The 24,272-nt window shown below is 60.7% G+C and carries 20 protein-coding genes and 3 pseudogenes; 18 read left to right on the plus strand and 5 right to left on the minus strand.

What is annotated here, in order from left to right:
• Window positions 1–7 precede the first annotated feature (7 nt).
• Window positions 8–979: a GDP-mannose 4,6-dehydratase gene (locus QE444_RS01845; RefSeq protein WP_309737235.1), complete on the minus strand. Its 972-nt coding sequence runs from the start codon at window positions 977–979 to the stop codon at window positions 8–10.
• A complete protein-coding gene (locus tag QE444_RS01850) occupies window positions 972–1,961 on the minus strand; it encodes a GDP-mannose 4,6-dehydratase (RefSeq protein WP_017641611.1) in 990 nt (329 codons plus the stop codon). Before QE444_RS01850 ends, QE444_RS01845 begins: the two co-directional genes overlap by 8 nt.
• A gap of 222 nt (window positions 1,962–2,183) precedes the next feature.
• Between QE444_RS01850 and QE444_RS01855 the strand changes: the two genes are divergently transcribed.
• The 3 genes from QE444_RS01855 to QE444_RS01865 all read left to right on the plus strand — a co-directional run bounded on the left by QE444_RS01855 (window position 2,184) and on the right by QE444_RS01865 (window position 6,401).
• Window positions 2,184–3,515, plus strand: coding sequence for a DUF4214 domain-containing protein (locus QE444_RS01855; protein WP_309737236.1), 1,332 nt, complete (start codon window positions 2,184–2,186; stop codon window positions 3,513–3,515).
• 223 nt (window positions 3,516–3,738) lie between these two features.
• Window positions 3,739–5,961 (plus strand): DUF4214 domain-containing protein, encoded by a 2,223-nt coding sequence (locus QE444_RS01860; protein ID WP_309737237.1) that lies wholly within the window; start codon window positions 3,739–3,741, stop codon window positions 5,959–5,961.
• Window positions 5,962–5,963: 2 nt separating this feature from the next.
• Window positions 5,964–6,401, plus strand: coding sequence for a hypothetical protein (locus tag QE444_RS01865; protein WP_309737238.1), 438 nt, complete (start codon window positions 5,964–5,966; stop codon window positions 6,399–6,401).
• 977 nt (window positions 6,402–7,378) lie between these two features.
• On the opposite strand, the gene QE444_RS01870 is transcribed toward QE444_RS01865, so the two are convergent.
• Window positions 7,379–8,233 (minus strand): helix-turn-helix transcriptional regulator, encoded by an 855-nt coding sequence (locus QE444_RS01870; RefSeq protein ID WP_309737239.1) that lies wholly within the window; start codon window positions 8,231–8,233, stop codon window positions 7,379–7,381.
• 153 nt (window positions 8,234–8,386) lie between these two features.
• Here QE444_RS01870 and hemA point away from each other — a divergent pair, with 153 nt between their 5' ends.
• The 9 genes and pseudogenes from hemA to QE444_RS01915 all read left to right on the plus strand — a co-directional run bounded on the left by hemA (window position 8,387) and on the right by QE444_RS01915 (window position 17,951).
• Window positions 8,387–9,619 carry a 5-aminolevulinate synthase gene (gene hemA, locus QE444_RS01875; RefSeq protein WP_309737240.1) on the plus strand — a complete coding sequence of 411 codons (1,233 nt, stop codon included), beginning with the start codon at window positions 8,387–8,389 and terminating at the stop codon, window positions 9,617–9,619.
• The gene (locus tag QE444_RS01880; RefSeq protein ID WP_309737241.1) at window positions 9,619–10,119 is read left to right on the plus strand and encodes a GNAT family N-acetyltransferase; all 501 of its coding nucleotides are present in this window, start codon (window positions 9,619–9,621) and stop codon (window positions 10,117–10,119) included. Before hemA ends, QE444_RS01880 begins: the two co-directional genes overlap by 1 nt.
• The gene (locus tag QE444_RS01885) at window positions 10,116–11,186 is read left to right on the plus strand and encodes a Gfo/Idh/MocA family oxidoreductase (protein ID WP_309737242.1); all 1,071 of its coding nucleotides are present in this window, start codon (window positions 10,116–10,118) and stop codon (window positions 11,184–11,186) included. The genes QE444_RS01880 and QE444_RS01885 overlap by 4 nt, the downstream gene beginning before the upstream one ends.
• Window positions 11,187–11,204: 18 nt before the next feature.
• Window positions 11,205–13,061 carry an asparagine synthase (glutamine-hydrolyzing) gene (gene asnB, locus QE444_RS01890; protein WP_309737244.1) on the plus strand — a complete coding sequence of 619 codons (1,857 nt, stop codon included), beginning with the start codon at window positions 11,205–11,207 and terminating at the stop codon, window positions 13,059–13,061.
• 69 nt (window positions 13,062–13,130) lie between these two features.
• On the plus strand, window positions 13,131–14,330 hold the full coding sequence (locus QE444_RS01895) for an MFS transporter (RefSeq protein WP_309737245.1): 1,200 nt from the start codon (window positions 13,131–13,133) through the stop codon (window positions 14,328–14,330).
• A gap of 14 nt (window positions 14,331–14,344) precedes the next feature.
• A pseudogene (locus QE444_RS01900) lies at window positions 14,345–14,434 on the plus strand (LysR family transcriptional regulator); the annotation flags it as partial.
• Between the two features lie 147 nt (window positions 14,435–14,581).
• A pseudogene (locus QE444_RS01905) lies at window positions 14,582–15,646 on the plus strand (ParB family protein); the annotation flags it as partial.
• Between the two features lie 533 nt (window positions 15,647–16,179).
• A complete protein-coding gene (locus tag QE444_RS01910; RefSeq protein ID WP_042134775.1) occupies window positions 16,180–16,731 on the plus strand; it encodes a DUF2857 domain-containing protein in 552 nt (183 codons plus the stop codon).
• Window positions 16,732–16,742: 11 nt separating this feature from the next.
• The gene (locus QE444_RS01915) at window positions 16,743–17,951 is read left to right on the plus strand and encodes an STY4528 family pathogenicity island replication protein (RefSeq protein ID WP_309737247.1); all 1,209 of its coding nucleotides are present in this window, start codon (window positions 16,743–16,745) and stop codon (window positions 17,949–17,951) included.
• 232 nt (window positions 17,952–18,183) lie between these two features.
• Here QE444_RS01915 and QE444_RS01920 read toward each other — a convergent pair.
• Window positions 18,184–18,491 (minus strand): annotated as a pseudogene (locus QE444_RS01920) (Txe/YoeB family addiction module toxin).
• Window positions 18,466–18,741 (minus strand): type II toxin-antitoxin system Phd/YefM family antitoxin, encoded by a 276-nt coding sequence (locus QE444_RS01925; RefSeq protein ID WP_007159983.1) that lies wholly within the window; start codon window positions 18,739–18,741, stop codon window positions 18,466–18,468. The pseudogene QE444_RS01920 and the gene QE444_RS01925 overlap by 26 nt, the downstream one beginning before the upstream one ends.
• 608 nt (window positions 18,742–19,349) lie before the next feature.
• On the opposite strand from QE444_RS01925, the gene QE444_RS01930 reads away from it, so the two are divergent.
• The 6 genes from QE444_RS01930 (at window position 19,350) to traD (ending at window position 24,255) form a co-directional block, all read left to right on the plus strand.
• Window positions 19,350–19,706 (plus strand): PilL N-terminal domain-containing protein, encoded by a 357-nt coding sequence (locus QE444_RS01930; protein ID WP_405046397.1) that lies wholly within the window; start codon window positions 19,350–19,352, stop codon window positions 19,704–19,706.
• A 47-nt stretch (window positions 19,707–19,753) separates the two neighbouring features.
• Window positions 19,754–20,374 (plus strand): hypothetical protein, encoded by a 621-nt coding sequence (locus QE444_RS01935; RefSeq protein ID WP_309737249.1) that lies wholly within the window; start codon window positions 19,754–19,756, stop codon window positions 20,372–20,374.
• On the plus strand, window positions 20,371–21,084 hold the full coding sequence (locus QE444_RS01940; protein ID WP_309737250.1) for a TIGR03759 family integrating conjugative element protein: 714 nt from the start codon (window positions 20,371–20,373) through the stop codon (window positions 21,082–21,084). The genes QE444_RS01935 and QE444_RS01940 overlap by 4 nt, the downstream gene beginning before the upstream one ends.
• A complete protein-coding gene (locus QE444_RS01945; RefSeq protein ID WP_309737251.1) occupies window positions 21,069–21,668 on the plus strand; it encodes a transglycosylase SLT domain-containing protein in 600 nt (199 codons plus the stop codon). Before QE444_RS01940 ends, QE444_RS01945 begins: the two co-directional genes overlap by 16 nt.
• Before the next feature lie 62 nt (window positions 21,669–21,730).
• Window positions 21,731–22,189: an integrating conjugative element protein gene (locus tag QE444_RS01950; RefSeq protein WP_309737252.1), complete on the plus strand. Its 459-nt coding sequence runs from the start codon at window positions 21,731–21,733 to the stop codon at window positions 22,187–22,189.
• A gap of 8 nt (window positions 22,190–22,197) precedes the next feature.
• Window positions 22,198–24,255 carry a type IV conjugative transfer system coupling protein TraD gene (gene traD / locus QE444_RS01955; protein WP_309737253.1) on the plus strand — a complete coding sequence of 686 codons (2,058 nt, stop codon included), beginning with the start codon at window positions 22,198–22,200 and terminating at the stop codon, window positions 24,253–24,255.
• The last annotated feature ends 17 nt before the right edge of the window (window positions 24,256–24,272 follow it).

A 24,272-nucleotide genomic window follows, 5' to 3' on the forward strand; every position in this document is an offset into this window, starting at 1 on the left:
GTAGAGATCAGGAACCGGATTGGCGCCAGTCCGCGAGGACCTGGGCGACGAGTGCAGAAGGCTCGATGCGCGGTTGCCAGCCGGTGAGGCGGCGGAGTTCGCCCGCATCGCCGACGGCACGGGCGATATCGCTCGGGCGCAGACGCGCGGGATCCTGCTCGACCTGGATCGGGCAGGCGGCCTGATCGATCAGGGCGTCGAGCAGTTCCTGGACGCGCAGCGGACGGCCGGAGGCGATGTTGAGCGCGGTGCCGCTGGGAATGTCTTCGCCGTGCCCCAGCAGCGCCACATAGGCGGCGACCACGTCCTGGACGGCGAGGAAGTCGCGCTGGGCGCTGAGATCGCCGACGCGCAGCACGGGAGGCTGCTCGCCGCGCTCGATGGCCGCGATCTGGCTGGCGAAGTCGGTGAGCACATAGCCCTTACCCTGACCCGCGCCGCTGTGGTTGAAGGGGCGTGCGCGGATCACCCGCACCCTGGAGGTGGCGGCGAACTGGGCGGCGGCGAGATCGGCAGCGGCCTTGCTCGCGGAATAGGGGTTGAGCGGATGCAGGGGCACCTGCTCGTCGACCTCGGCATGGCGCTTGAAGCTGGCGCCATACATGTCGCCGGAACCGATCTGCAGGAACACCGGGGGGTGTTCGAGGGCAGCGGCGGCGGTCAGCAGATTGAGGGTGCCGTGCAGGTTGATCTGCCAGCAGCGCTCGGGCTGGGCGAAGCTGCCGGAGACGCTGGCGAAGGCCGCCAGGTTGACGATGGCGGCCGGTTGCAGCTGTTGCACCAGTGCCAGGGTGGCAGCCGTATCGCTCAGGTCGAGGGCATGGCCGACGACCTGTGCCTGGCTTGGCAGCGAGCCGTCACGGCAGGTGCCGTGCAGCTCGGCGGCCGGAAAGGCGGCGGCCAGCGCCGGCAGCAGATGGCTGCCGACGAAGCCGCTGGCGCCGGTAACCAGGACCGGCTGACCGGCGAATTCATGCACGGGCGAGGGGCTTCAGGCGCGCCAGGTCGGCTTCCACCATCTCGGTGATCATCTCTTCGAGGGTGGTGGTGGCCTGCCAGCCCAGCTTGGCGCGGGCCTTGGAGGGATCGCCCAGCAGCACGTCGACCTCGGCGGGACGGAAGAAGGCCGGGTCGATGACCAGGTGCTTGTCCATGTCCATGCCGACCACGTCGAAGGCGATGCGGCACATGTCGCGCACGGTGGTGGTACGGCCGGTGGCGATGACGTAGTCGTCGGCGACGTCCTGCTGCAGCATCAGCCACATGGCCTGGACGTAGTCACGGGCATGGCCCCAGTCACGCTTGGCGTCGATGTTGCCCAGGCGCAGTTCGTCCTGCAGGCCGAGCTTGATGCGGGCGACGGCGTCGGTGACCTTGCGGGTCACGAATTCCAGGCCGCGCAGCGGGGACTCGTGGTTGAACAGGATGCCGCTGCAGGAGAACAGGTCGAAGCTCTCGCGGTAGTTGACGGTCATCCAGTGGGCGTAGAGCTTGGCGGCCGCATAGGGCGAGCGCGGGTAGAACGGCGTGGTCTCGCGCTGTTCCGGCTCCTGGATCAGGCCGTACATCTCGGAGGTGGAAGCCTGGTAGCAACGGGCGTCCGGCTTGATCAGACGGGCCGCTTCGAGCACGTTGACGGCGCCGATGCCACTGACCTGACCGGTCAGCAGCGGCTGGTTCCAGGAAGTCTTGACGAAGGACTGGGCGCCCAGGTTGAACACCTCGTCGGGCTGATATTGCTGGAACAGGCGGATCAGACCCGACAGGTCGAGCAGGTCGCCGTCGATCATCTCGACGTCCTTGGCGATACCCAACCACTCCAGACGTGCCAGGTTGACGTCGGAGGTGCTACGCCGGGGGTTGAGGCCTAGTACCTTGTATCCCTTGCCGAGCAGAAACTGCGCCAGGTAGGCGCCATCCTGGCCAGTGATACCAGTGATCAGAGCAGTTTTTTGGGCCATCGCGATACGGTTCCGAAAGTTATGAGACGAGGTGCGAGCGACTCACACAAAAAAGACCGGCGATGCTACCACAGAAGCACGACGAGAAAGCGTGCGCCGCTCGGCAAGGGTATCCGGCCAGGCAAGCTGCCGAGCGGTGGCGTAGACGCGACGAGCCCCGGCAATTTCAGCGATCCAGCGACTATTATGTAGGCTTTTAGATACAGGGAGAGGTATTCCCGCATGCCTGAGATCACCAGTAGAGCCGCTCCTTACAAAAGTATTGTCTACGTGCAGACCGTGTTTTCCGATGGCTATGCCATCCGCGGTTCGGGCGTCGTCGTAGGCAACAATGATGTGCTGACGGCCGAGCACATGGTCTACAGCGCCAGCCACGGGGGTTACGCGACCCAGGTCATGGTGGCGCCGGGCGCCTTCATCAACGCGGCCATCGGGACCTGGTCGGCGCCCGAGGGCACCTACATGGCGACGGACTGGTCAAGCCGAGTCGCCAACTGGGATGCCAACGGGGATGGCTATGTAGCGACCTCGGAAGCTCAGTACGACATGGCGCTGCTGGGCTTCAACGTCAACCTCGGCGCTTTGACCGGAATACTGCCTACCTCGAACCAATACGGCGGCTTTACCGGTACGGCTCTGGGCTACCCTGGCAAGGGTACCGGACTGATGGAAGGCACGGGTACCGCGACGCCTTATGGCAGTTATGGTGCCTATGATTTCTCTGTCGGTCTGGGCCAAGGCGCCTCAGGCGGACCGCTGCTTGATCCTAACGGCAACGTGCGTGGTGTGCTGTCTTCGGGTGACATCAATAACACTTACTCCACTTACACCAGCCTGGCGGATGCGAGTAACTGGAGCTGGTTGACACGAGCCCTGGCAGCCAACGATTACATGACTGCCGGTGTAACGGGCAGTCTCGGGTTGGGCGTCAATAGTGGTAGTGATTACCGCGAAGTTTTCTTGCAAAGCCGACTGTCTCTCAATGACAACCATCAAGGTAGTGTCTACGGCTATGGTGGCGGAGATACCCTGTTTCTCAATCAGGCTTCCACGGCTTACAAGTGGAGCGCCGGAAGCAACGCCGTCATGCTCACCAGCAATAGCGGCGATCTGTCTCTCGATCTGCACGATATCAATCTGCTCGACTTCAAAGATCGCGATCTGTATGTGCTGACTTCAGAGCAAGCGGGTATCGCCCGCCTATATAACGCGGCCTTCCATCGAACTCCCGATTTTGCCGGCCTGGATTATTGGATGAATTCGCACTCCAACGGCGTGACTACGAAGGCTATTGCGGAGTCCTTTGTCGCATCTACCGAGTTCAAAGGCCTGTTCGCCACGACCTCAGATCAAGCTTATGTCGCCAAGCTTTACGAAAACGTGCTTGGACGTGCAGGGGAAGCGGCAGGTGTTTCCTATTGGATAGATGCCATCCATGCAGGAGCTACCCGCGACAATATTCTCAACTCGTTTTCCGATTCGCCGGAAAACCAGGCCCTGACCACCGGTGCCAATGGCTTCATTCTGCTGGTGGGTCAGAACGAGTGGGCCTAGCCTGAATCTCCGGCGGTTGGGCTTCGACGATGAGGCCGTCTCAACCCAACCTGCAACGGCACTTAGGTTGGGCTGAGCGCAGCAAAACCCAACCGGGGTCAGGTCGCAGCTCCCGTCGCGTGGCTTCGACGAAGGGAAACAAAAGCCGCTCCGTCCCTGCAATCTTTCTGCAACACTCTGCCCGTTAGGCTCCGTCTCTCTTGTCATCAGACGGACCTGCGCCATGCCCACGACCCGTGAAACGATCAGCGCCTACTACCAGAGCATTCTCGGCCGCACTCCGGATGCTGCGGGACTCGATTACTGGACGGCGCAGGTTGACCAGGGCAATGCCAGTCTCGCGCAGGTAGCCACGGGTTTTTCGCTCTCGACCGAAGAGGCCTCCAGCAGGGTGCCTGTCGTCGCCCTCTACCTGAGCAGCTTTGGACGGCTGCCGGACACCGAAGGGCTGCAGTACTGGACCCAGGCGCTGCAGAACGGCACACCCCTGGAAGCCATCCAGCAGGCGTTTCTGCAATCGCCGGAGTTCGCCACGATGGCCGCGGGCTCGGCAACGGCCTTTCTGACCGCCGCCTACGAGAATGCTTTGGGGCGGCCCGCCGATGCGGACGGTCTGCAGTTCTGGACCCAGCAACTGGCGGCCGGCACCAGCCGGACCGAGGTGCTGGCGGCATTTGCGAATTCGCCGGAAGGTCAGCCCCATGCGCTGGCCAAGGCGCAACTGAGTCTCGCCTATCAGGGGGTCAGTGGCACGTCGCCGAGCCTGGCCGAGTTGAACGACCTCCTGGCGCAACAGGGGCAGCAGTCATTGATCGAGCTGGTCACCCGCACGACCGAGCGCCTGATCGACAATACCGCGCCCGCCCCTGCGCCTGCCGAGCCACAGCCAGCCGTCTTCACCTTCATGCCGGAGGCAGGCACCCAGGCCGGAGCATCGGATGCGTCCGGGGTCATTCGCTGGGGCCATTACCTCATCGTCGGCGATGACGAGGGCAATGTGCTCAGGGTTTACGATCAGCAGGGTGGCCAGGCGCTCGACGCATTCGACCACGGCAGTGTGCTGGGCCTGAGCGACGAATTGGATTTCGAGGCCATGACCTTTACCGGCAGCCTCGGCACGGAGGGGACCCTGTATCTCACCGGCTCGCACAGCAACAGCAAGAGCGGCAAGGAAGCGCCGGGACGCGAAGCCATCCTGGCCGTGAAGCTGACCACCGACGCCCAGGGCAAACCGGTGTTCGATACCGCTGGCATCCAGACCTACAAAGGCCTGGTCGCGGCGCTCGATGCCTGGGACGCCAGTGGCAGCAGTGGCAAGCCGGCCGGCTACTACGGTCTGAAGGTCTCTTCCGCTGCCGGCATCGCGCCCGAGCAGGTCAACGGCTTTTCCATCGAAGGCCTGACCACCTCTCCTGACGACAGCCAGCTCTGGCTGGGTTTTCGCGCGCCGCAGCTGGATACCGGATCGCGCGACAAGGCGCTGCTGATTGCCGTGACCAACTATCAGGCCGTGCTGGCCGACAACAGCCTCTCGCCTACCTTCGAGGCCATGGAGCTCAATCTCGGCGGGCGGGGTATCCGCTCCATCGACCGGGCCCTGGACGGCAGTGGCTACCTGATCCTCGCCGGTCCTGCCGGCAGTGCGTCCGCTGCGGTCACCCACGATTTCCGCCTGTTCACCTGGAGCGGTGACCCGGCCACCGCGCCCTTCGAACTCGACAACAACCTGGATGCGCTGCTGGCCGCCACCGGGGGCAGTTTCGAGTCCATTGCCTCCCCCGCCAGCGTCAAACCAGGTACCGAGATCCTGCTGCTGCAGGACAACGGCGATACCCTCTGGCAGGGGCAGACGCAGGTGTCCAAGGACCTCGACCCGGCGCGGCAGCACTTCCAAGGCAACCTGGTCACGCTGGGCACACCGGCTGTGGACCTTGCCGCTCCCCTTCTGGTGGCCAACAGTCCCGCGGTCGATGCGCGGGATGTCCCCACCGGCAGCCGCCTCAGTCTGACGTTCGATGAAGGCATCGCGCTGGGCAGCGGTAGCCTCCAGCTGGTGGACCAGGCCGGCACCGTGGTCCAGGTGTTCAAAGCCGGAGATCCGGGCGTTTCGGTCGACTTCAACGTCCTCAACCTGACGCCGACGGACAGGCTACAGGCGAGCAGCAGCTACCACCTGGAGATGCAGGCGGGCGCGGTCGTTGACCATGCGGGCAATGCCGTGGCCGCTATGGACATCAGCTTTGCGACTGCCGCCCGCCCTCACTACAGCCTGTTGATCACCGAGGTCAATTCCAACGCCAAGGGCGGGGATTTCTTCGAGCTGTACAACTACGGTTCGACCAGCATCGATCTCAGCGGCTGGCGCATGACAGACGAAGCCGGTCAGTTCTCCTCTGCGATCACGCTCGACGGCAATAGCGTTCTCGCCGCCGCGGTGCGACCCTAGTCGTGGCCGATGTGGCCGCGGCGAACCTGAGCGCGCTCAAGACGGCGTGGGGCTTGAGCGGTGCTAGCTCAGTGGTCAGCGTCGACGGGCCCGGCATCGGCAAGGAGGATGCCGTGGTGCTGTTCGACAAACTGGGCAACGTTGCGGCTGCCTTCAATTACGACCTGACTGCCGTACTTGCCAGTGATGGAACCCTGATCACGACGGCCTCCGCCAGCGGCGGCAAAACCTTTAGCGACGGTCAGCATGCGGGGGCGGCTTACGGCGCTGGTGCTGGCGCCTCGGCGGTGTGGGACGGTCTCTCGACGACCCAACCCACCTATGTCGGCGCAACGGTCGGCAAGGACGGGGCCTTCGCTCAGGCCGGCGATGCCGCTTCCATTGGCTCGCCCGGCGTCGTGCTGGTTGGACAGTCTACGCAGTCCATGGACACCCTCTAGTAAACCTAAAGAGACACACCTTCTGCGTTGAGTAAATGGTCGAGGTAGAAGGTGGGGCTCTATCAGCACCTAAGATCTCATGCGCTGGACGAACAAGGTGGAAAGGCCAAGCCATAGTAGACACTGCAGAAACGGGCGCGCGATCCGTGCCAACTATTTGCAGTCGCTGGGCCTAAACGTTAAATTTTACGGGTCACGGTCAATCCCGTGGCCGGGCGTGACAACCCGATGAACAAGGGCGCGGTAGCCAAATAGCCCACAGCCAATGCTAAGTATTCGGCTGCGTGCATTTTATGGCGGGCCGTGCGGGGCAGGTTTCGGCCTGGCCGGTTCCCTTGGTTCCCGGTTGTCACCCCCGTACGGTCCGCCTCCATACCGCGTGACAACGGTGGTGGCGGCTCCTTAACCGAACCAAGGAGCAGCATGAACATGCATCGTCTTCCTTTTAAGCTCGCGCCCCGCCCCTGTCCTAGCCCATTACGTTGTACCCCCATGGTGGAGGTGAACAATGGCTGAGACGAAAGGTGCGATCCTTCCCTTCCCCATCAGCCCAGCCTCGTTACGACAACCTGAGTTCACCCGGGAGTCGCCAGAGGCAGACGCGGATATACGGGCTTCAATGCTCAGCGACCTCTTGGATCGCCTAGCCAACGATCAGGGCAACGCGGATAGCCCAACAGACCTACGTCAGCGAATTTCGGCCTATATGGCTCGAGATTTACTCGATGAAATGGTGACGCTCTATCGCAGAGCGCTATCAGAGGCTCGTCACCCCTAGGCGAGGAGACAGCTGAGCGTCGCTCGTGTGGCGCTCAGCTGTCCATGAGGTTGTGACGGCTAGAAAAGCCTATGGGCTTTGGCGAGGGATTTCTCTAAGGCCGCTACCACCGCTTGTTCATCAGCGTAGGCTGCAAATCTGTAGTCGAGACGCGACCTGGCCATGGATACTCCGCAGCCAGGTCGTTTGGCTTCGTGACTTAAGCCTCTTTCTCCCCTTGCTTAAGCCAGCGCTCGAACGTCGCGCCCTGTGCACCATCCATTTGTGGAGCGTAGTAAACCAGCCGTAGATGTCGGTCCACATCTACTGTAAGCGTCGTGTGCTCAAACACCATCTGGCCTATTCCATCGAGTCGGAAGTATCGAATCCCTTGGCAGGGCCCATGGATATCCTGGCGATTCCACCAGTCACAGAATTCTGGAGCTACCCGCTCCAAGTCCTTTACCAGTCCCACGATGTCTGCGTCCTGGGTTCCCTGAACAAAATCGCGCCGGAAGCTCGAAAAGATCTGGACTGCTTGGCCCTCCCATGGGTCGAGAAGCTGGCGTAGCCGCTTGGACGTAAACAGCATCCAAAGCAAATTACGTCGCTCAGGGATCTGCTCCGAAAAGCCAAACAGTCGGTCGGCCGCGTCATTCCAAGCCAACACATCCCAGCGCAGGTTCAAAACGTAGGACGGGCGGGCATCCAAATCCTCTATCAACCGAATAATCAGGGGCGGAACTACGCACCACGTCCTGCCGGGCTCACACGGTGGCCGCTGTTGGGCGAGTAGATAGAGATGACGACGCTCTGTGGCATCGAGCTTGAGTGCACGGGATAGATTGTCCAAAAAAGTTGAGGACACGCTGATTTCTCGGCCCTGCTCGAGCCAGGTGTACCAACTGAGACCCACTCGTGCCAGCGTCGCTACCTCCTCACGCCGTAGCCCAGGTGTCCGCCGTCGCCCGCCGGAAGGCAACCCAACCTCTTCAGGGGTCAGCCGCTCCCGGCGACTTCTTAGAAACTCTGCAAGCTCAATCCGAGAACGTTCCAAAGACCGTGCCGCCGGCATGCCATTACTCCCAGTAACAGTATAAGCAACCAAATTGTAACAGGCTTAAAAGGGTGCGAAGAATAGCGCGTCCTGGCGACGAGTGCCTTATGTCAGGGCTGTCGCGCGAGGAGGAACAGACGCGCTTGCTATTACTGTCTAGGAGTCAAACGGATGTACAACACGCTCTTGCATCAGAAGTTGGAAGCCCTCAAACAGGCCAACCAGTACCGCACCTTTACAACCTTGGACCGCTTATGTGGCCGCTACCCTCTGGCTCGCCTGGCCGACGGCTCGCAATCACCAGTCGTGATGTGGTGCAGCAATGACTACCTGGGCATGTCCCAGCATTCCAAGGTACGGAGCGCCATGCACGAGGCCTTGGATGCCTACGGTGCAGGTTCGGGAGGTTCGCGCAACATTGGGGGCTCTCATGCGTTATACGGACAATTAGAACAAAGCTTGGCCGACTGGCACGGTAAGGAAGCGGCACTGGTGTTTCCTACCGGCTTCGGATCCAACGATGCCACCCTGCAGTGTCTACTGCGGGAGCTGCCCGATTGCGTGGTGATCAGTGATGAGCGTAACCATGCCTCGATCATCAACGGCATCCGCTCAACTTCGAATGAGCGCCATATCTTCCGGCACAACGATCTCGAGCACTTGGAGCAACTGCTACAAACCTACTCCCATGACCGACCCAAGATCATTGTCTTCGAGTCTATTTACTCCATGGACGGCGATGTCGCACCCGTTAGAGAAATTGTTGCGCTGGCCAAGCGATACAACGCTCTAAGCTACCTCGACGAAGTACATGCGGTAGGGATGTATGGGCCTAGGGGTGCCGGTGTTGCGGCTGAACTAGGCATTGCGGAGCAGGTAGACATTATCCAAGGCACTATGGCTAAAGCCATTGGTGTCATCGGTGGCTATATCGCCGCAAGCTCCGTCATCATCGATGCTGTACGTTCCTTCGCAACGGGCTTCATCTTCACCACGTCGCTGCCACCCGCGGTAACGGCAGGCTGCATCAAGAGTATCGAACACCTCAAGGACAGTGACGCAGAACGGCAGCGACTGCACGCGCATACCGCCAAGCTGCGCGGCAAGCTTCTGGAACAGGACATCCCCGTCATGCCCTGCTCTCGCACCCACATCTTGCCGGTACTAATCGGCGATGCCGAGCGTTGCAAAGCGGCTGCAGGACGCCTATTGCAAACCCATCACATCTATCTTCAGCCGATCAATTTTCCTTCGGTCGCCGTAGGCACGGAACGCTTCCGCGTTAACGCAACGCCCAACCATAGCGATGAGCAGATCGAGCAACTGGCCCTTGCCCTACGGGAAACCTTCGAGCATTTCGCCATTCCTTTTGCCTCCCAACGGATTGGTGCGGAGGTTGCCTGATGAGCATCTCTTACGACATCCGTCGTGCTACGCCTGACGACATTCCTGCTCTTATCGAGCTTAGAGCCCATCTACTCGATGCCGGCGGAGCGCCTTACGCCAGCCGTACATCTGCAGACATTGAGCGTTGGCGCAGCGCCTACCCGCTATGGCTGGGGACCCGTCTTGAAAGGTCAGATCGGGTACTCATCCTGTGCGCTGAACATAAGCACACCCAAGCCATACTTGGCTGCGCCACAGGCATCATTGATGACCGTGCTCCGGCTCCGGATTGTCTCAATGGCCGATCGGGTTGGGTTCAGTCGGTTGCCGTAACACCTGAGCTGCGCCGCTGCGGTATCGCAACGGCACTCATGCAGCGGCTCCTAGACTGGTTCAGGGCGCGCCATGTGAACTCAGTCGCTCTGCAAACTACTGCCGCTGCTACCTCGCTCTACCATAGGCTCGGCTTCGCCTCGACTGGCGAAGCCCTATTAGTGCGTGCGGAGGGGCGGCCATGAATATCCTCATCATCGGCCTGGGCTATGCCGGTCGCCGTTTTTGGCGTGCCTTTGAACACCTGTCCGTTAGTACTGGCATGCCCTTGCGCTTGGCGTATGTTGATCGGAAACCCAATGCATCAGAACTGCCATTCTTTCCTACGGTGGCGTTCGCGCTTCGTCACTTCGAGCCCGACATCGTCGTGGTCAGCGTCAACGATGAAAGTCATGCACGGATCTTGGCGGAGCTAAGCGGATATCGTGGCTTCGTGCTGTGCGAGAAACCACTCGTTACTCCCGCTGACGACCTGACACTTGTTGCCGAGCAGCTAAGTCAGGTGAGTGGTTTTGCCTTGGACTTGGTAGAACGGTACTCACCCGCCACACAATCTCTGCGTCGGCAGATCAGCGCACAGGGTTGGTCGCTGGTGAGGGCCAGCTTTCACTGGGGTAAGGACCGGCTCAATGACTACCGCCCTACCTGCGGTGTCACCAGTGAAGTCATCCATGCGCTGGATCTGGTGTCGTGGATCTGCTCCTCTGCTGATCCTTTGCAGATTCACGATGTGCTTGGAGTACGTTCGGACTTCTCGATTTCCGGACATTCCGTGCTAGATACCGTCTCTCTCACCGGAACGTTGGGCCAGGCCACACTCGCAGGCTATGCCAGCTTCGTGAACATCATGCGTCAGCGCACGGTGGACTTCAGCTTCATCGATCAAGAACAGCGAGTCATTCAGGCGCGCCTGGTCTTCGATACGCCGTCTTGGGATCAGGATCACCTGCGAATTTGGACGCGCAATGATCAAGGGCGGGAGCAACTGATCGATGAACAGTGTTTTAGCCCTGCCCAACCCGGACTCGAAACCCTACACAAGCTGAGTCGCCTCTGCCGTCAAGTAGTGCGATGGGTATCCCTTCGCGAGATGCCCTCACAGCCCTTTGCCGACCTGCAAACGGCTATCGCTCTACAGCACCAGCTTAACCTGATTGAGTCCTCAGCCCGCTGCCCTGCTCCGGCCTGCTATGTCCCTTACGGGAACCGCAGCCTGCTGCCGGAAACGAGTGACTTGGAAACTCTGGGCTGATTTCAAAGGAGACCGCCAATGTGTGGCATTACTGGCTGGCTGTCTTTCAGCCAAGATCTTAACTTCCAACGTTCTATCTTGGAGCGCATGACCGAAACGATGACGCGACGAGGACCTGACGCGGGCGGCCTATGGATTGATGGACCAATTGGACTCGGACATCGACGTCTCTCCATCATTGACCTCGAAGGCGGTCGCCAGCCAATGACGGCAGGCTTCGGCAACGACCCTGAAGCGGTAGTCATCACCTACAGCGGCGAGGTCTATAACTTCCAGGACCTCCGGCGTGATCTGCAAGCACTCGGACATCAGTTCGAAACTCGCAGCGACACCGAGGTAGTCCTGCACGCCTATCTGGAGTGGGGCTATGACTTCGTCGAACGACTCAATGGCATGTACGCCTTCGCGATCTGGAACAGACGCAAGCAAGAACTGCTACTGGTCCGTGACCGGATGGGGGTCAAGCCGCTTTATTACTTTCCAACTGCCGATGGCGTGATTTTTGGCTCCGAGCCCAAAGCCTTGCTGGCAAACCCTCTGGTACCTCGCAAGATTCAAGCAGACGGTCTGCGTGAAATTCTTGAGATGGTGAAAACCCCAGGGCAGGCCATCTTTGCTGGCATGCGCGAAGTGCTACCCGGCGAATGGATCAGGATTGCCCGCAGTGGTCTGCAACGGCAGCGTTACTGGAAGCTTGAAGCACGGGAGCACGAGCACTCGTTAGATCAGACCATCGGCCATACACGTGATCTACTTGAAGACATTGTTAAACGTCAGGTCGTTTCGGACGTGCCCTTGTGTAGTCTGCTTTCAGGCGGACTCGACTCTTCTATCATCACAGCGCTGGCATCGCGCAAGCTGCTTGCAGCGGGAAAAGAGAACATCCGTTCTTTCTCGTTGGATTTCGCTGATCATGGCCAGGGCTTCGCAAGCGATGCTGTTCGAGGCACGGCCGATGCACCCTTCGTGAAGGACTTAGTGCAGCAGATCCAGTCCCACCATGGTGAGGTCATCCTAGACAGTCGGGAACTTGCCGATCCGCAGCTGCGAGCGCAGGTTATCCGAGCGTTGGACCTACCCCCCGCCTTTTGGGGCGATATGTGGCCGTCGCTTTACCGACTCTTTGAAGAGGTCCGACGGCATTCTACTGTCGCCTTGTCCGGAGAAAGCGCAGACGAAGTGTTCGGCGGCTATCGCTGGTTCCACGATCCAGTTGCCATCCACGCGCGTACTTTTCCCTGGCTGACTTCCGTGACGGAGAAATATTTCGACGGCAAGACGTTGTTCGATCCAGGACTACTAAAACATCTGGATATGCACAGCTTCCTGCAGGACAGCTATTCGCAGGCTATTACTGAAGCGCCCGGCTTGCCGGGTGAGGCCGCCGGTGATCGCCGGATGCGGGAGATGAGCTACGTCAACCTGACCCGTTTTGTACAGACGCTACTAGATCGCAAGGACCGGATGAGCATGGCGGTTGGACTGGAAGTAAGGGTGCCATTCTGTGACCACCGCTTGGTCGAATATGCGTTCAACATCCCCTGGCAGATGAAGGCCTTCGACGGTAGAGAAAAGAGCATTCTGCGCGCGGCGACACGCGACCTTCTGCCAGCGTCCATCGTCGAGCGCGTGAAGAGCCCCTACCCCTCGACGCAAGATCCCGCTTACGAACAGGGGCTACGCAGAGCCCTAGCCGCTATCCGGGATGACTCGAATGCGCCCGTCCGCCCCTTCCTCGACTTCACCCGTGTAGAGGCAGCGTTAGAAAGGCCCCTTGGCGCCCACTCGCCTATGTATGACCGCATGGGTATGGAACTCGCGGTCGGGCTTGATACTTGGTTGCGCGAGTACGACGTCAGCGTCGAGCTTTTCTAGCTACTTGGGCGACCGCCGCGTCGCCCCTTCACTTCCTATTTACCGACTCACCTCCGTGAGGACTTTGTCATGCCTTCAAATCGTACGTCACCTACCTATCTCATCGCCCTGGGCGCCTTCGCCCTTGGGATGGCCTCCTATGTGACAGCAGGGCTCATCCCGCTCATCCAAAGCTCCCTCTCAGTGTCAGTTGCCATGGCGGCCCAACTGGTTACCGCCTTTACCCTTGCTTATGGCATCGGCTCGCCTGTGTTCGTCGCCCTTGTGCCGCCCAACCGGCAACGTGCTGGACTGTTACTCGCCCTACTGGTCTTCGTACTTGCGAACGCAGGAAGCGCCCTTTCTGATAGCTTTCTGACGCTTGTAGTTTGCCGCGCAATCGCCGGTATTGGTGCCGGTGTCTACCTCGCCATGGGCATTGCTGCCGCCGCATCGCTCTCTACTCCGGAGCGCCGCGGCAAAGGTATCGCCGTAATTTTGGGCGGCATGGCCAGCGGTGTGGTCCTTGGTGTACCGCTGAGTTTGCTATTGGCTGACCAATGGGGCTGGCAAGCAGCTCTATGGTTGATCACGCTCCTGGGCGCTGTGAGCTGGGCGGGCCTTTACCTGCGTCTGCCAGCGCTACCCAAGGCGACCGCCAGCTCCCTTGGCCAAAAACTCGCCATGCTCAGCGATGGCCGAGTCCTGACCATTTTGCTCGTGTCGTTGCTAGCGGCCGTATCCAGCCTCGGCATGTATACCTTCATCGCCCCTCTGCTGTCCGACCCTGCCTACGGTGGTATCCACTCTGTCACGCCCTACCTCTGGGTATGGGGTATCGGCGGTGTACTAGGAAGTTTCTTAATTGGCCCCCTGGTTGATCGCGTTCGTGGTGCGGTGCTGACCCTAGGGATCATGGTCGTTCTGGCACTGTCTCTGCTTTTTCTTCCTCAAACCGCACAGTGGAATCAGTGGCTTGTCATGCTACCCATTGCCGCTTGGGGCGCGGTCGGCTGGGCCCTGCAGGTACCGCAGAACAACGAGCTGATCCAGGCGCGCCAACACCATGGTGATGGCAACCTTGCCGTGGCCTTGAATGAATCAGCCTTGTACTTGGGGAGCGCTCTTGGTGCGGCTGCAGGCGGGTTCGTTCTACTTCTCGAACAACCGGTCGGTAATCTGGCGCTCTACGCTGCCGGCGTAGCCGCACTTGGCGCCTTTGCCCAACTGCTCCTACTACGCCAGAAAGGCACGGCATCCAATCACACCTATCTCGACTGTAAACACTGACTGAAGGAAAGGCTGTGGAACTGCGCCACTTACGCTGTTTCATTGCCGCGGCAAAAGAACGTCATTTCGCCCGGGCAGCGGCACGACTGCATATCGAGCAGTCGGTTTAGGGAGAGCGTCAGAAGCGCTTTAACCCTGGTATCTCCTCTTGGTCGTGCGCTATGAGGGCGTTTTCACCGACGGTGACACCGCTTGCAGGGGCCACGGAGACCGGACCTATTCACCCCTACTCAATTGACCTTACGTCTGCCATGCACACGTATCCTCATGAAGCCACCGGCTCTGACGAGCCGGTCAAACCTGACTCGCTTGACCCGCTGGCCCGATCAGTTTCCGGCGATGCCGAATCCCATTCGTCTCGACAGGGTGCTCCCGCTAAGGCTCAGCAAGCTGGCCAAGTAGAAGATTCTCGCCTGGAGCCCGAAACGTACAAGGCAGAAACGGCTTGCGAGTCGCTACGGGTTGTCACCCTCGACGAAGTGCGTCCCTTTGATCACAACCCCCGTACGCTGAGAAATCCGGCCTATGACGAGCTCAAGGCTTCGATCCGCGAGCGTGGTCTGGACAGCGTACCTGTCATCACGCGGCGTACTGGCGAGTCTCACTACATCATCTACAGCGGGGGTAATACGCGCCTGTCTATCCTGCGCGAGCTCTATGCCGAAACCGGCGAGGAGCGCTTTTTCCGGCTGACTTGCCGGTATCGTCCGTGGACCGAGCGTGGCGAGCTGGAGGCACTGACGGGCCACCTGGCCGAAAACGAACTCCGTGGCGGCCTGACCTTCATCGAACGCGCCAAGGCCATTCAACGGGCGCAAGCGCTTTACGAGCAAGAAGCCGGACGCACTCTCTCCCAATCCGAACTGGCGCGACGTCTCAACGCGGATGGCTATCCCGTTCGCCAATCTCACATCAGTCGCATGCAGGAAGCGTTGCGCTATCTGCTCCCTGCCATACCCACCGTGCTGTATGCCGGCCTTGGCCGGCATCAAGTAGAACGCCTTGCGATTCTAAGACGGGCTTGCGAACGCACCTGGCAGCGTCTGGCAAACCACCGCGAGCGCCGCACCTTTGCCGAATTGTTCCAACACGTATTGGCGCAGTTTGATTCCGCAGGCGATCACTTTTGCCCACGACGCGTACAGGACGAGCTGATCGCACAAATGGCCGCAGCGCTCGGGATGCATTACGAGGCGCTGGCACTGGACATCGATCAACAGGAAACGCGCCAACGTGCGCTCTCGCAAACGCCACCGCTCACCTCGCATGCGCCGGGACAGACATCCAATGAGACTGATCCGGGTACCACTCCACGGCTGATGGCCATTCAGCAATTGATTGCCCGCCATACCGGTGAGCCCTTCGCGCAGCCGGGAAACAAGTCCCACATGGCTCAACCTTCTCGGGGCAGGGATAAATCCAGTGACCACACGACGCCCCCTGAATCTGTGCGCACCCAACCTGAGCAACTGCGGGAGCAGATTGCACATCTTGCGCAGCAGCTGGCTCGAGACGCAGGTGTCGAGCCCTACGTGAGCGTCCAGACCAGTCATCTGGGCTTCTCCTGTACGTGGCCAACCGGTGCCCATGCCCTGCAGCCCGCAGCGCGTACCGTGTTGCTCCTGCTGCACACGCTCAACGGCACCGCTCAGACGCTACCCCTGGTCGACCGCGCAGCCCTTGCCGATGGACTCGGCGCGCTCTTGCAGGGTCAGGCGGGCGAGATCGCCCCACTAAGTGGACCTTCGCTCTCACTGCTATTCCGGCTCATCCGCCACACCCGTCGCCTCAACCGTCTAGAGGCCGGTTCTTTCTCTTGATCCTGTGCACTGTTCCGAGAACCTCTGTCATGCCGACCAGCCACCCTCTGAACCAAGCCGTACTGACCCAAGCCCTGCATCACTTACATCACGGCGAGCTTCGCCGCTGCCAAGCGATGGGATTTGACGAGGAGGAGCTGGCCGCCCTGAAGCAGCCAGACCTGGTCAGCCTTCTGGTAAACGCGCCAGTCTCATGGTGCACGGTGTCGATCAATCGCGACGTGATCAAACGTCTGCTTGGACAATCTGCCGATGTGAGTCAGGAAATCGCGCAGATTGATCGCATGCTGCGCCTGGGCAGTAGCAGCGAGATGGTCAGTCATCGCTTCGGGCTCACCCACCAAGAGGTTGCCTTACGCCGCAAGGTGCTGGGCTTACCCAAGCGCAAAGGCCGTTATCCCGCGCTGGACGATGCGCAGGACGCCGCACTCTGGCGGCAATGGAAAACCGAGGTAGCGCAGCGAGGGCTATCAACCGACGACGAGACCGCCATGCTTGAGCTGGCCATGGAGCTCGCTGAGGCGCATGAAGTACCGCTGGCCGTTCTATGGTCGTCGGTTCGTCGCTGGACCGGTCAATAGGGAGCGTAGGCATGGCCCACGAGGCGTTGCGGCGCGCGACTCCCGTGCCCCTGACAGCTGTCTTCAATGACGTCCTGCGCACCCTCAAACCATCCCCAAAGGCGGACGGCACGCCCCAGGATGGTTTCCTCTACAGCGGTAACCGCCACGACAGCCTACCGCGCGCGCTCCTGCTTGATCGGCGCCTGACGCCGCTAGAGCGCAACGCTTGGCAGGTTTTGCACCTGCTGCTGGATCGCAGCGGCCTGACAGCCTTTCCGACCTACGAGCGGCTCCGTCCGTATTTAGCGGTCATGCCTTGCGCCGCGCAAGCGTCTAATGAAACCGTCGCCCGCGCTCTGGCCCTCCTCCGACTGACGCGCTGGCTGAGCCTCGTCAGGCGACAACGTGATCCTCACACCGGCCGTATCCAGGGCAACCTCTATGTCCTGCACGATGAGCCTCTCACGCCGTTCGAAGCAATCCAGCTGGATCCGGACTATCTGAAGCTGGTGAGCCAAGCGCTGAGCCACGCGGCGAAGGCAGTGCAGGTGGTCGCGCGACAGGTGCTAAAGGAGGTAACTGAAGATCCGCAGGTCAACCAGCGGAGCCTTCCCACTCGCCTGCAGATTATTGCTCAACGTCTCGCTCAGCAGGGCTGGACGGACAAAGGCGTACTGGCGGTAACGGACCCTGAAATCCCGAAATCCGAAGACAGTACGCCCGCACCGTCTTCGGATTCCGAAGCAGGTGCAATTTCTGATTCTGACGACACCCTTCGGAATCCGAAGGCAGACCGTACTGTACGTAAAGTAGATAAAGAATTAGTACGTACGAAGATGACTGTGTCTAACGACCTCGTACTCCCCCCACGCTTTCTTGCTCTTGACCGTGAGCAACAGTCCGGCGCCCTGGCGGCCCTCAAGCCCGTGGAGCCTGCACAGCGACAGGCGATTATTGATGAATGGGCGGCCCGCTGCGAGCGCTCCGCGGTTCGCAATCCAGCGGGCTATCTGTTCGGCATCATCCAGAAAGCCCTGCGTGGCGAATTCAACCGCGCTGCAGCGTCCACCCCAACCCCACCACCGCTGCCGCCTGAGCCGACCCCGATCGTTCCTGCCGAATCGTCACCGGCACGCGCGCGCCAAACGTCACGAAATCCTGAGGTAGGTCGGGCTCACTTGGATCAACTGCGATCAGCGCTGCGTCTCCCTCCGCGGGACGCTATCCCCAGGGGATAGATTGGGCAGGTTAACCGGGTGCAACGTTGTTCAGCACCGCAGCGTTCACTCCTGAAAGCTATCCCCAGGGGATAGTTTGGAATCGGCTCATAGGGAGCAGCTTTTTGCTTAGCACGACAGCGCATTACAAATGAGCTATCCCCCGGGGATAGCTCGCTAAAAGCACGGTGGCCTGTCGAACTGTCGGGTAATAGCCGTCGCGCTTGGGTTGGCGATAGCGATCTTTAACAGATCAGTCGTAGTGAAAGCGGCATTGGATAATCGTCAATGTTCCGCCCTCGAAGAGATAGACCAAACGATCCACACGATTGATACGGCGAGACCAGAAACCAGAGAGATCGCCCTTGAGCGGCTCAGGTTTACCTGTTCCCTTGAACGGCGTACGCAAGCATTCACCGATAAGGGCGTTGACCGTGTTGAAGGTGTCAGCGTCCTTCTCTCGCCAATGACCGTAGTCTTCCCAACCTTCTGGCGTAAAAGAAACGCTGACGGTGTTGTGCGGGCTTTCTCTTTGTTACGTTGCTTCGCCTTCTGGCTCATCGATGGTCAACTCCTGGGTGAAGGCTTTGCCGGCCCGAAGCTGATCAATGGAAGCGCGAAGGCGCTTGGCGTTAGCCGACGATCCCAGGAGGTACATGGTTTCGCGCATACCGTTGTAATCATCTAAAGAGATCATCACGACGGGCTCGCCACGCTGACGCGTGATTACGGCGGGCTCATGGTCCCGGCAAACATCGTCCATTGTCTGCTTTAGGTCGGCGCGAGCCTGGCTAAAGGTCAGTACGTGCATTTCTTCAATTCCTTCTCAAGCACAGCTTGAGTCAGAGCCAACAGGCCCCTGGACACCGCCCAGGAGAATTAGCGCAGTCCAAGGACGGCGCACGGCAGAGATCCCTTTCTGCAAGCAAAGACATCTCTTCGCCTCTCAACATTGTACATAACGTTGTACATAAATCAAATACCTGGCAGGGTCATCTATGAGGCTCACATCGACCTTGCCCGGCGACCAGAAGAGCGTCGGGTCCTTCGTAGATCGGTACGGCAACCGCAAATATCCGCTAGATCGTCGTTGGACTTGGCGTCGAGCTATCCCCAGGGGATAGCTATCACATGGCTCGCAACCGACCCGCCCAGCTAGCGCCTACAAAAAGCTGGTAAGGCCCCAGTACGGCTTAATCGCAGCCTCAAGACGGCTCTGCATTGGACAGTAAGGACTCGCCTTCTCGGGAGTCTTCCATGCGCGCACCCTACGCCACCGCTTGCCTCATACCCGCCTGCGTCGGAGCGGCCCTAGGCCTACTGCTCCAAGGCTGCACTCCACTGCCATCCAACCCAGCAAGCGCGCTGCCCGACACCCCTCCTGTGCGCTCGCCAGCGCCCGTACCGGAACGGGATCTTTTGGTTGTCCGCCAGGGACGCTACACCCTGGTCGAGCAAGGACCTGAACTCGCTCAACGCAACCTGATGCGCCAGATTGTGGACGTTTCTATCCCCGCCGGTGCCGACCGTACCGTGGGCGAGGCCCTGCGCTATGTGCTGATCCGCTCCGGCTTTTCGCTGTGCGAGACGCAAGAGGCGGCTCGGCTCTATGCGCTGCCCTTGCCGGCCGCACACCTGCAGTTGGGGCCGCTGCCGCTGCGTGACGCCCTGCAGACCCTGGCAGGCCCCGCCTGGACGCTACAGGTTGATTCGCTCGCTCGGCGTGTGTGCTTTACACCTGCGCCCACCCATCCAACCGAGGGCCAACCATCGTGAGGGTGCGAGCGTCCTTTCTGGCCGTGCGTGCTGATTGTCTACAACGTTTGGGCGGCGCCGCCTGGTTACTCGCGATCAGCATCCTGATCGTGCATGACCACATGGGCCAGTCGCGCCTTCGTCAGCAACTAGCGCAACACGATGACCAGCCGGGCCTTTATGCACTGCAGGCAGACATGGCCGCCCTTACCGCCCGACTGGATGCCCTGCCAACGCCAGAGCACCTGGTCAGCCCGACCGAGCTAAGCGCGGTACGCGAGGACCTTAAAGCCAGCCTGGCTACCATTGTCCAGCGGCAGGAAAAGCATGCCCAGGCTGCGGACGTGCTGACCTTGCAACAACGCACTGACCGACTTGAGGCTCAGTTGCACGCCCTGATGCACCAGGCAACGGCATCTCATGAGAAAAGCCGAACACCGGCACGACCCGCGCCAAAGGCCAAGGCGTCCGAACCGCCCTTTCACCTACTCGGCGCAGAGCAACGTGGCGGCCACAGCTTTCTGTCCCTGTTACCGGCTCATCAGCAAGGGCTCAACGCCGTCACGCTGCTCCGCGTGGGCGAGTCCCTGGACCACTGGCAGCTCACCGGCTTGACCCAGAACACCGCGACATTTCGGGTGGATGGCCAGGTACGGGATCTCCCGCTGCCTGGAGGAGACACGCGATGACACACCGTTTACCCGCTACCGCGTTGCTCAGCCTGATCCTTGGCTCTCTTCAGGCTGTTCAGGCATCTCCTGCGTCCACCGCTCACGACCAGACACGTTGGAGCGAGACCCAACACAGCCGCCTCGTGCTGAGCGAGGACGCACAGGCCCAGGCCTGGGGTCTGCAGGCCAATGAATGGGCCCGCTATCGCGAGCTGATGCAGGGACCGCTGGGTATCTACGCGTCGCACCTGGACCCGTTGACTGCCCTGGGTATCGAGGCGCGCAGTGACGAAGAGCGTACGCGCTATGCGGAGTTGCAGGTCAGAGCTGAGGCCCGACGTGTCGAGAAACTGCTGACCTATCAGCGCGCCTACGACGCTGCCTGGCAGCGCCTTGCGCCTGACTTGCAGCGGGTCACGCTCGAGGATGACAAGGTGGCCGAGGAAGCGCGCCTTTCCGTGTTCGTCAAAGCGGACTGCCCGCCCTGTCTTGAACGTGTCCGGCAGTTGCAGGCACAGGGTCGGGCCTTCGACCTGTACCTGGTGGATAGTAAAGGCGATGACGCACGACTACGGCGTTGGGCGCGTCAGGCGCGCCTGGATCCCACACCGGTTCAGCAGCGGACCATCACCCTCAACCATGACAAGGGCCGCTTTCAGTCGCTAGGTCTTGCCGGCGAATTGCCCGTCGTCGCACAGCGGGTGAATGGACAATGGCAGCGACAGTAGCCACGCCAACAAGGCGCCGTCGAGCAGTCGCTGGCCTGGCGTTTTTGTTGTCGGCTTTGGTCAGCGTCGCCACCTGGGCGCAGGCTCAGCTGCCGCCTCCGGCCTATCAGCTTGCGGCCCAGCAAGCCGGCGTTCCCTCTCTGGTTCTGTACGCCATAGCACTGCAGGAAAGCGGGCGACGCTGGCAAGGACGGTCAGTGCCGTGGCCCTGGACCCTGAACGTGGCTGGCGAGGCCAAGCGGTTTGCCAATCGCCATACGGCATGCACCGGCCTGCTGCAGGCCATGGACACTACTCCAGGCCGCAAAATCGACGTGGGTCTCGGCCAGATCAACCTGGGTTACCACCGCCATCGCGTCACCCATCCGTGTGACTTGCTAGACCCCTATCAAAACCTTGCGATTGCCGCTGCAATCCTCGTCGAGCAGCGCGCAGCCGCTCCTGATTGGCCAGCCGCCATTGGCCGCTACCACCGCCCGGCCGGCGGCGCATTCGCCGCACGCTATCAGCGCCTCGTCCAGGCGCATCTGGATCGCCTACAGGGTCAGGTAGCCAGTGGACTGCCGGTGGGAGAGCTGCCGTGAGACCTGGGTTCGGAAGACGCTCGCTGTTCGTACTCGGTACGGGATGGCTATCCCTGCAGGCAATGGCGGACCCACTCATCGTGGTGGGTCACGAGGGAGGTGTTTCCACCCGGCCGTACTTCGAGCCGTTCAAACGAACAGCTCCACCACGCACGGCCACTGTGACCCTATTTCCTGCCGATGCTTACGAGGCTGAGACCGCAATGCTACCGGTGCGGTCGCAAAGACTGACTCCAGGCGAAGCTTCGACACGAGCGCTCCAAGCACCTGGGCTTAGCCCCCTGTTTCTCATCGGTGATGATGAGTACTCACGTCATTGGCTGAGCCAGAAGCAGCGGCAGCTGAAGGACCAGCAGGCTATTGGCCTGGTGGTAAATATCGACACTGCCGCGGCCTTGGCCGAACTTCGGCGCCTGGCCCCCGACCTCACTCTCATTCCAACCTCGGGGGATGACCTCGCCCAACGCCTGGGGCTGCACCACTACCCTGTGCTGCTCCTGCCAATAGCGGATGACTGGTAGCGCAGGCCATGTCCCATCCGACCGGCTATGAGCGCTGGCTTCGTCCAGCCGTGGAGTTGTACAGCGTTGTCACCTGCATGCTAGCGGCTGGCCTTGTTGCACTCATCCCCGAAACGTTCGGGCTCTCGGCCCCAATGGCCTCATTCGCCACAACGGCATTCCTATGCCTCGCCGCCGCACGGCTGTATCAGGCTCATCGCATACTGCGCTACCGACGCAATCTTCGGCGGCTGCCTGCCTACACCCTATCCAGCGATGCGATACCGGTCAGCACGCAAACGCTGTTCATCGGCCGTGGATTTCGCTGGGAGGCGCGGCATACCCAACGCTTGCTCGAGACCTATTTGCCGCAGTGCCGCCGCTATGTCGAGCCAAGCCGGTATGACCGCTTTATCCAACACCTTTTCAAACAGCCTTCGCGGCGCGCTCACCTGACTCAAGCCGCCATTGGCGGCCTGCCTCGCCTTCATGGCGTCGAGCCTGACGAGCAAGACGTCTGCCTACCCTTGAACGAGCGGGTGGGCCATACGCTGGTACTAGGTACCACGCGGGTCGGCAAGACGCGGCTGGCCGAGCTCTTCATCGCGCAGGACATCCGCCGTCGCAATGCGCAGGGCGAGTATGAAGTGGTGATCGTGTTCGATCCCAAAGGCGATGCAGATCTGCTCAAGCGGATGTACGCCGAAGCCAAACGCGCCGGCCGTGAGCAGGAGTTTTTGGTGTTCCACCTGGGCTGGCCCGACAGCTCGGCTCGGTACAACGCCGTCGGCCGTTTTGGTCGTATCTCCGAGGTGGCTACTCGTCTTGCCAGGCAACTCTCCGGTGAAGGCGATAGCGCCGCCTTTCGCGAGTTTGCCTGGCGCTTCGTCAACATCATCGCGCGCGCTCTAGTGGAGCTGGGTCAGCGCCCTGACTATCGGTTGATCCAGCGCTATGTCATCAACATCGATGCGCTGTTTATTCAGTACGCCGAACACTACTTCGCCACACGTGAGCCCGAGGCGTGGGAGGCGATCCTCAAGCTTGAGGCGGGATTGAACAACCGTAATCTGCCGCGGCACATGATTGGGCGGGAGATCCGAGTCGTTGCCCTCGAGCAGTACCTTTCCAGTACGCATCACTTCGATCCGGTGCTCGATGGCCTGCGCAGCGCCGTGCGCTACGAGCGCAGCTTTTTCGACAAGATTGTGGCTTCGCTCCTGCCCCTGCTGGAGAAGCTCACCACCGGCAAGATCGTCCAGTTGCTCTCGCCGGACTACGAGGACCTGCAGGATCCGCGGCCAATCTTCGACTGGATGCAAGTCGTTCGCCAACGCGCCATTGTTTATGTGGGCTTGGATGCCCTATCCGATGCCGAGGTCGCCGCAGCCGTAGGCAATTCCATGTTTGCGGATCTGGTTTCGGTGGCGGGACACCTCTACAAGTTCGGCGTCGACAGCGGATTACCCGGCGGCAAGCCAGGCACCAAGCCAACCATCAATCTGCACGCCGATGAGTTCAACGAACTGATGGGTGATGAGTTTATTCCCCTGGTCAACAAGGGCGGCGGCGCTGGCGTTCAGGTGACGGCCTATACCCAGACCCTGTCGGATATCGAGGCGCGGCTAGGTAATCGCGCCAAGGCGGGTCAGGTGATTGGCAACTTCAACAACCTGTTCATGCTGCGTGTACGCGAAACAGCCACGGCCGAGCTGCTGACCCGCCAACTCCCCCAGGTCGACGTCTATACACCCGCGCAATCCAGTAGCGTCACCGATACCTCTGATCCACAGGCCACCAGTGCCTTCACCTCCAGCACCCAAGATCAGCTCGTGGGCAGCCGCCGGTCTCTCATCGAGCCTGCCCACCTCGTCGCATTGCCCAAGGGGCAGTGCTTTGCGCTGCTTGAAGGCGGTGCGCTGTGGAAGGTGCGCATGCCCTTACCGCTACCAGACGCCGATGATGAGTTACCGGCTGATCTTCGCGCGTTGACCGCTGCCATGCGTCGGCGCCCGTTCGGACCCAAGACGGCTGAGCCATCTGGCGAACCAGACTTACCACTCCCGGCCGCCCAGAGCCACCGGTGACTTCGGCTACGGAGGCA

Source organism: Pseudomonas sp. SORGH_AS_0199, from assembly GCF_031453735.1.
GTDB lineage: Bacteria > Pseudomonadota > Gammaproteobacteria > Pseudomonadales > Pseudomonadaceae > Chryseomonas > Chryseomonas aestiva.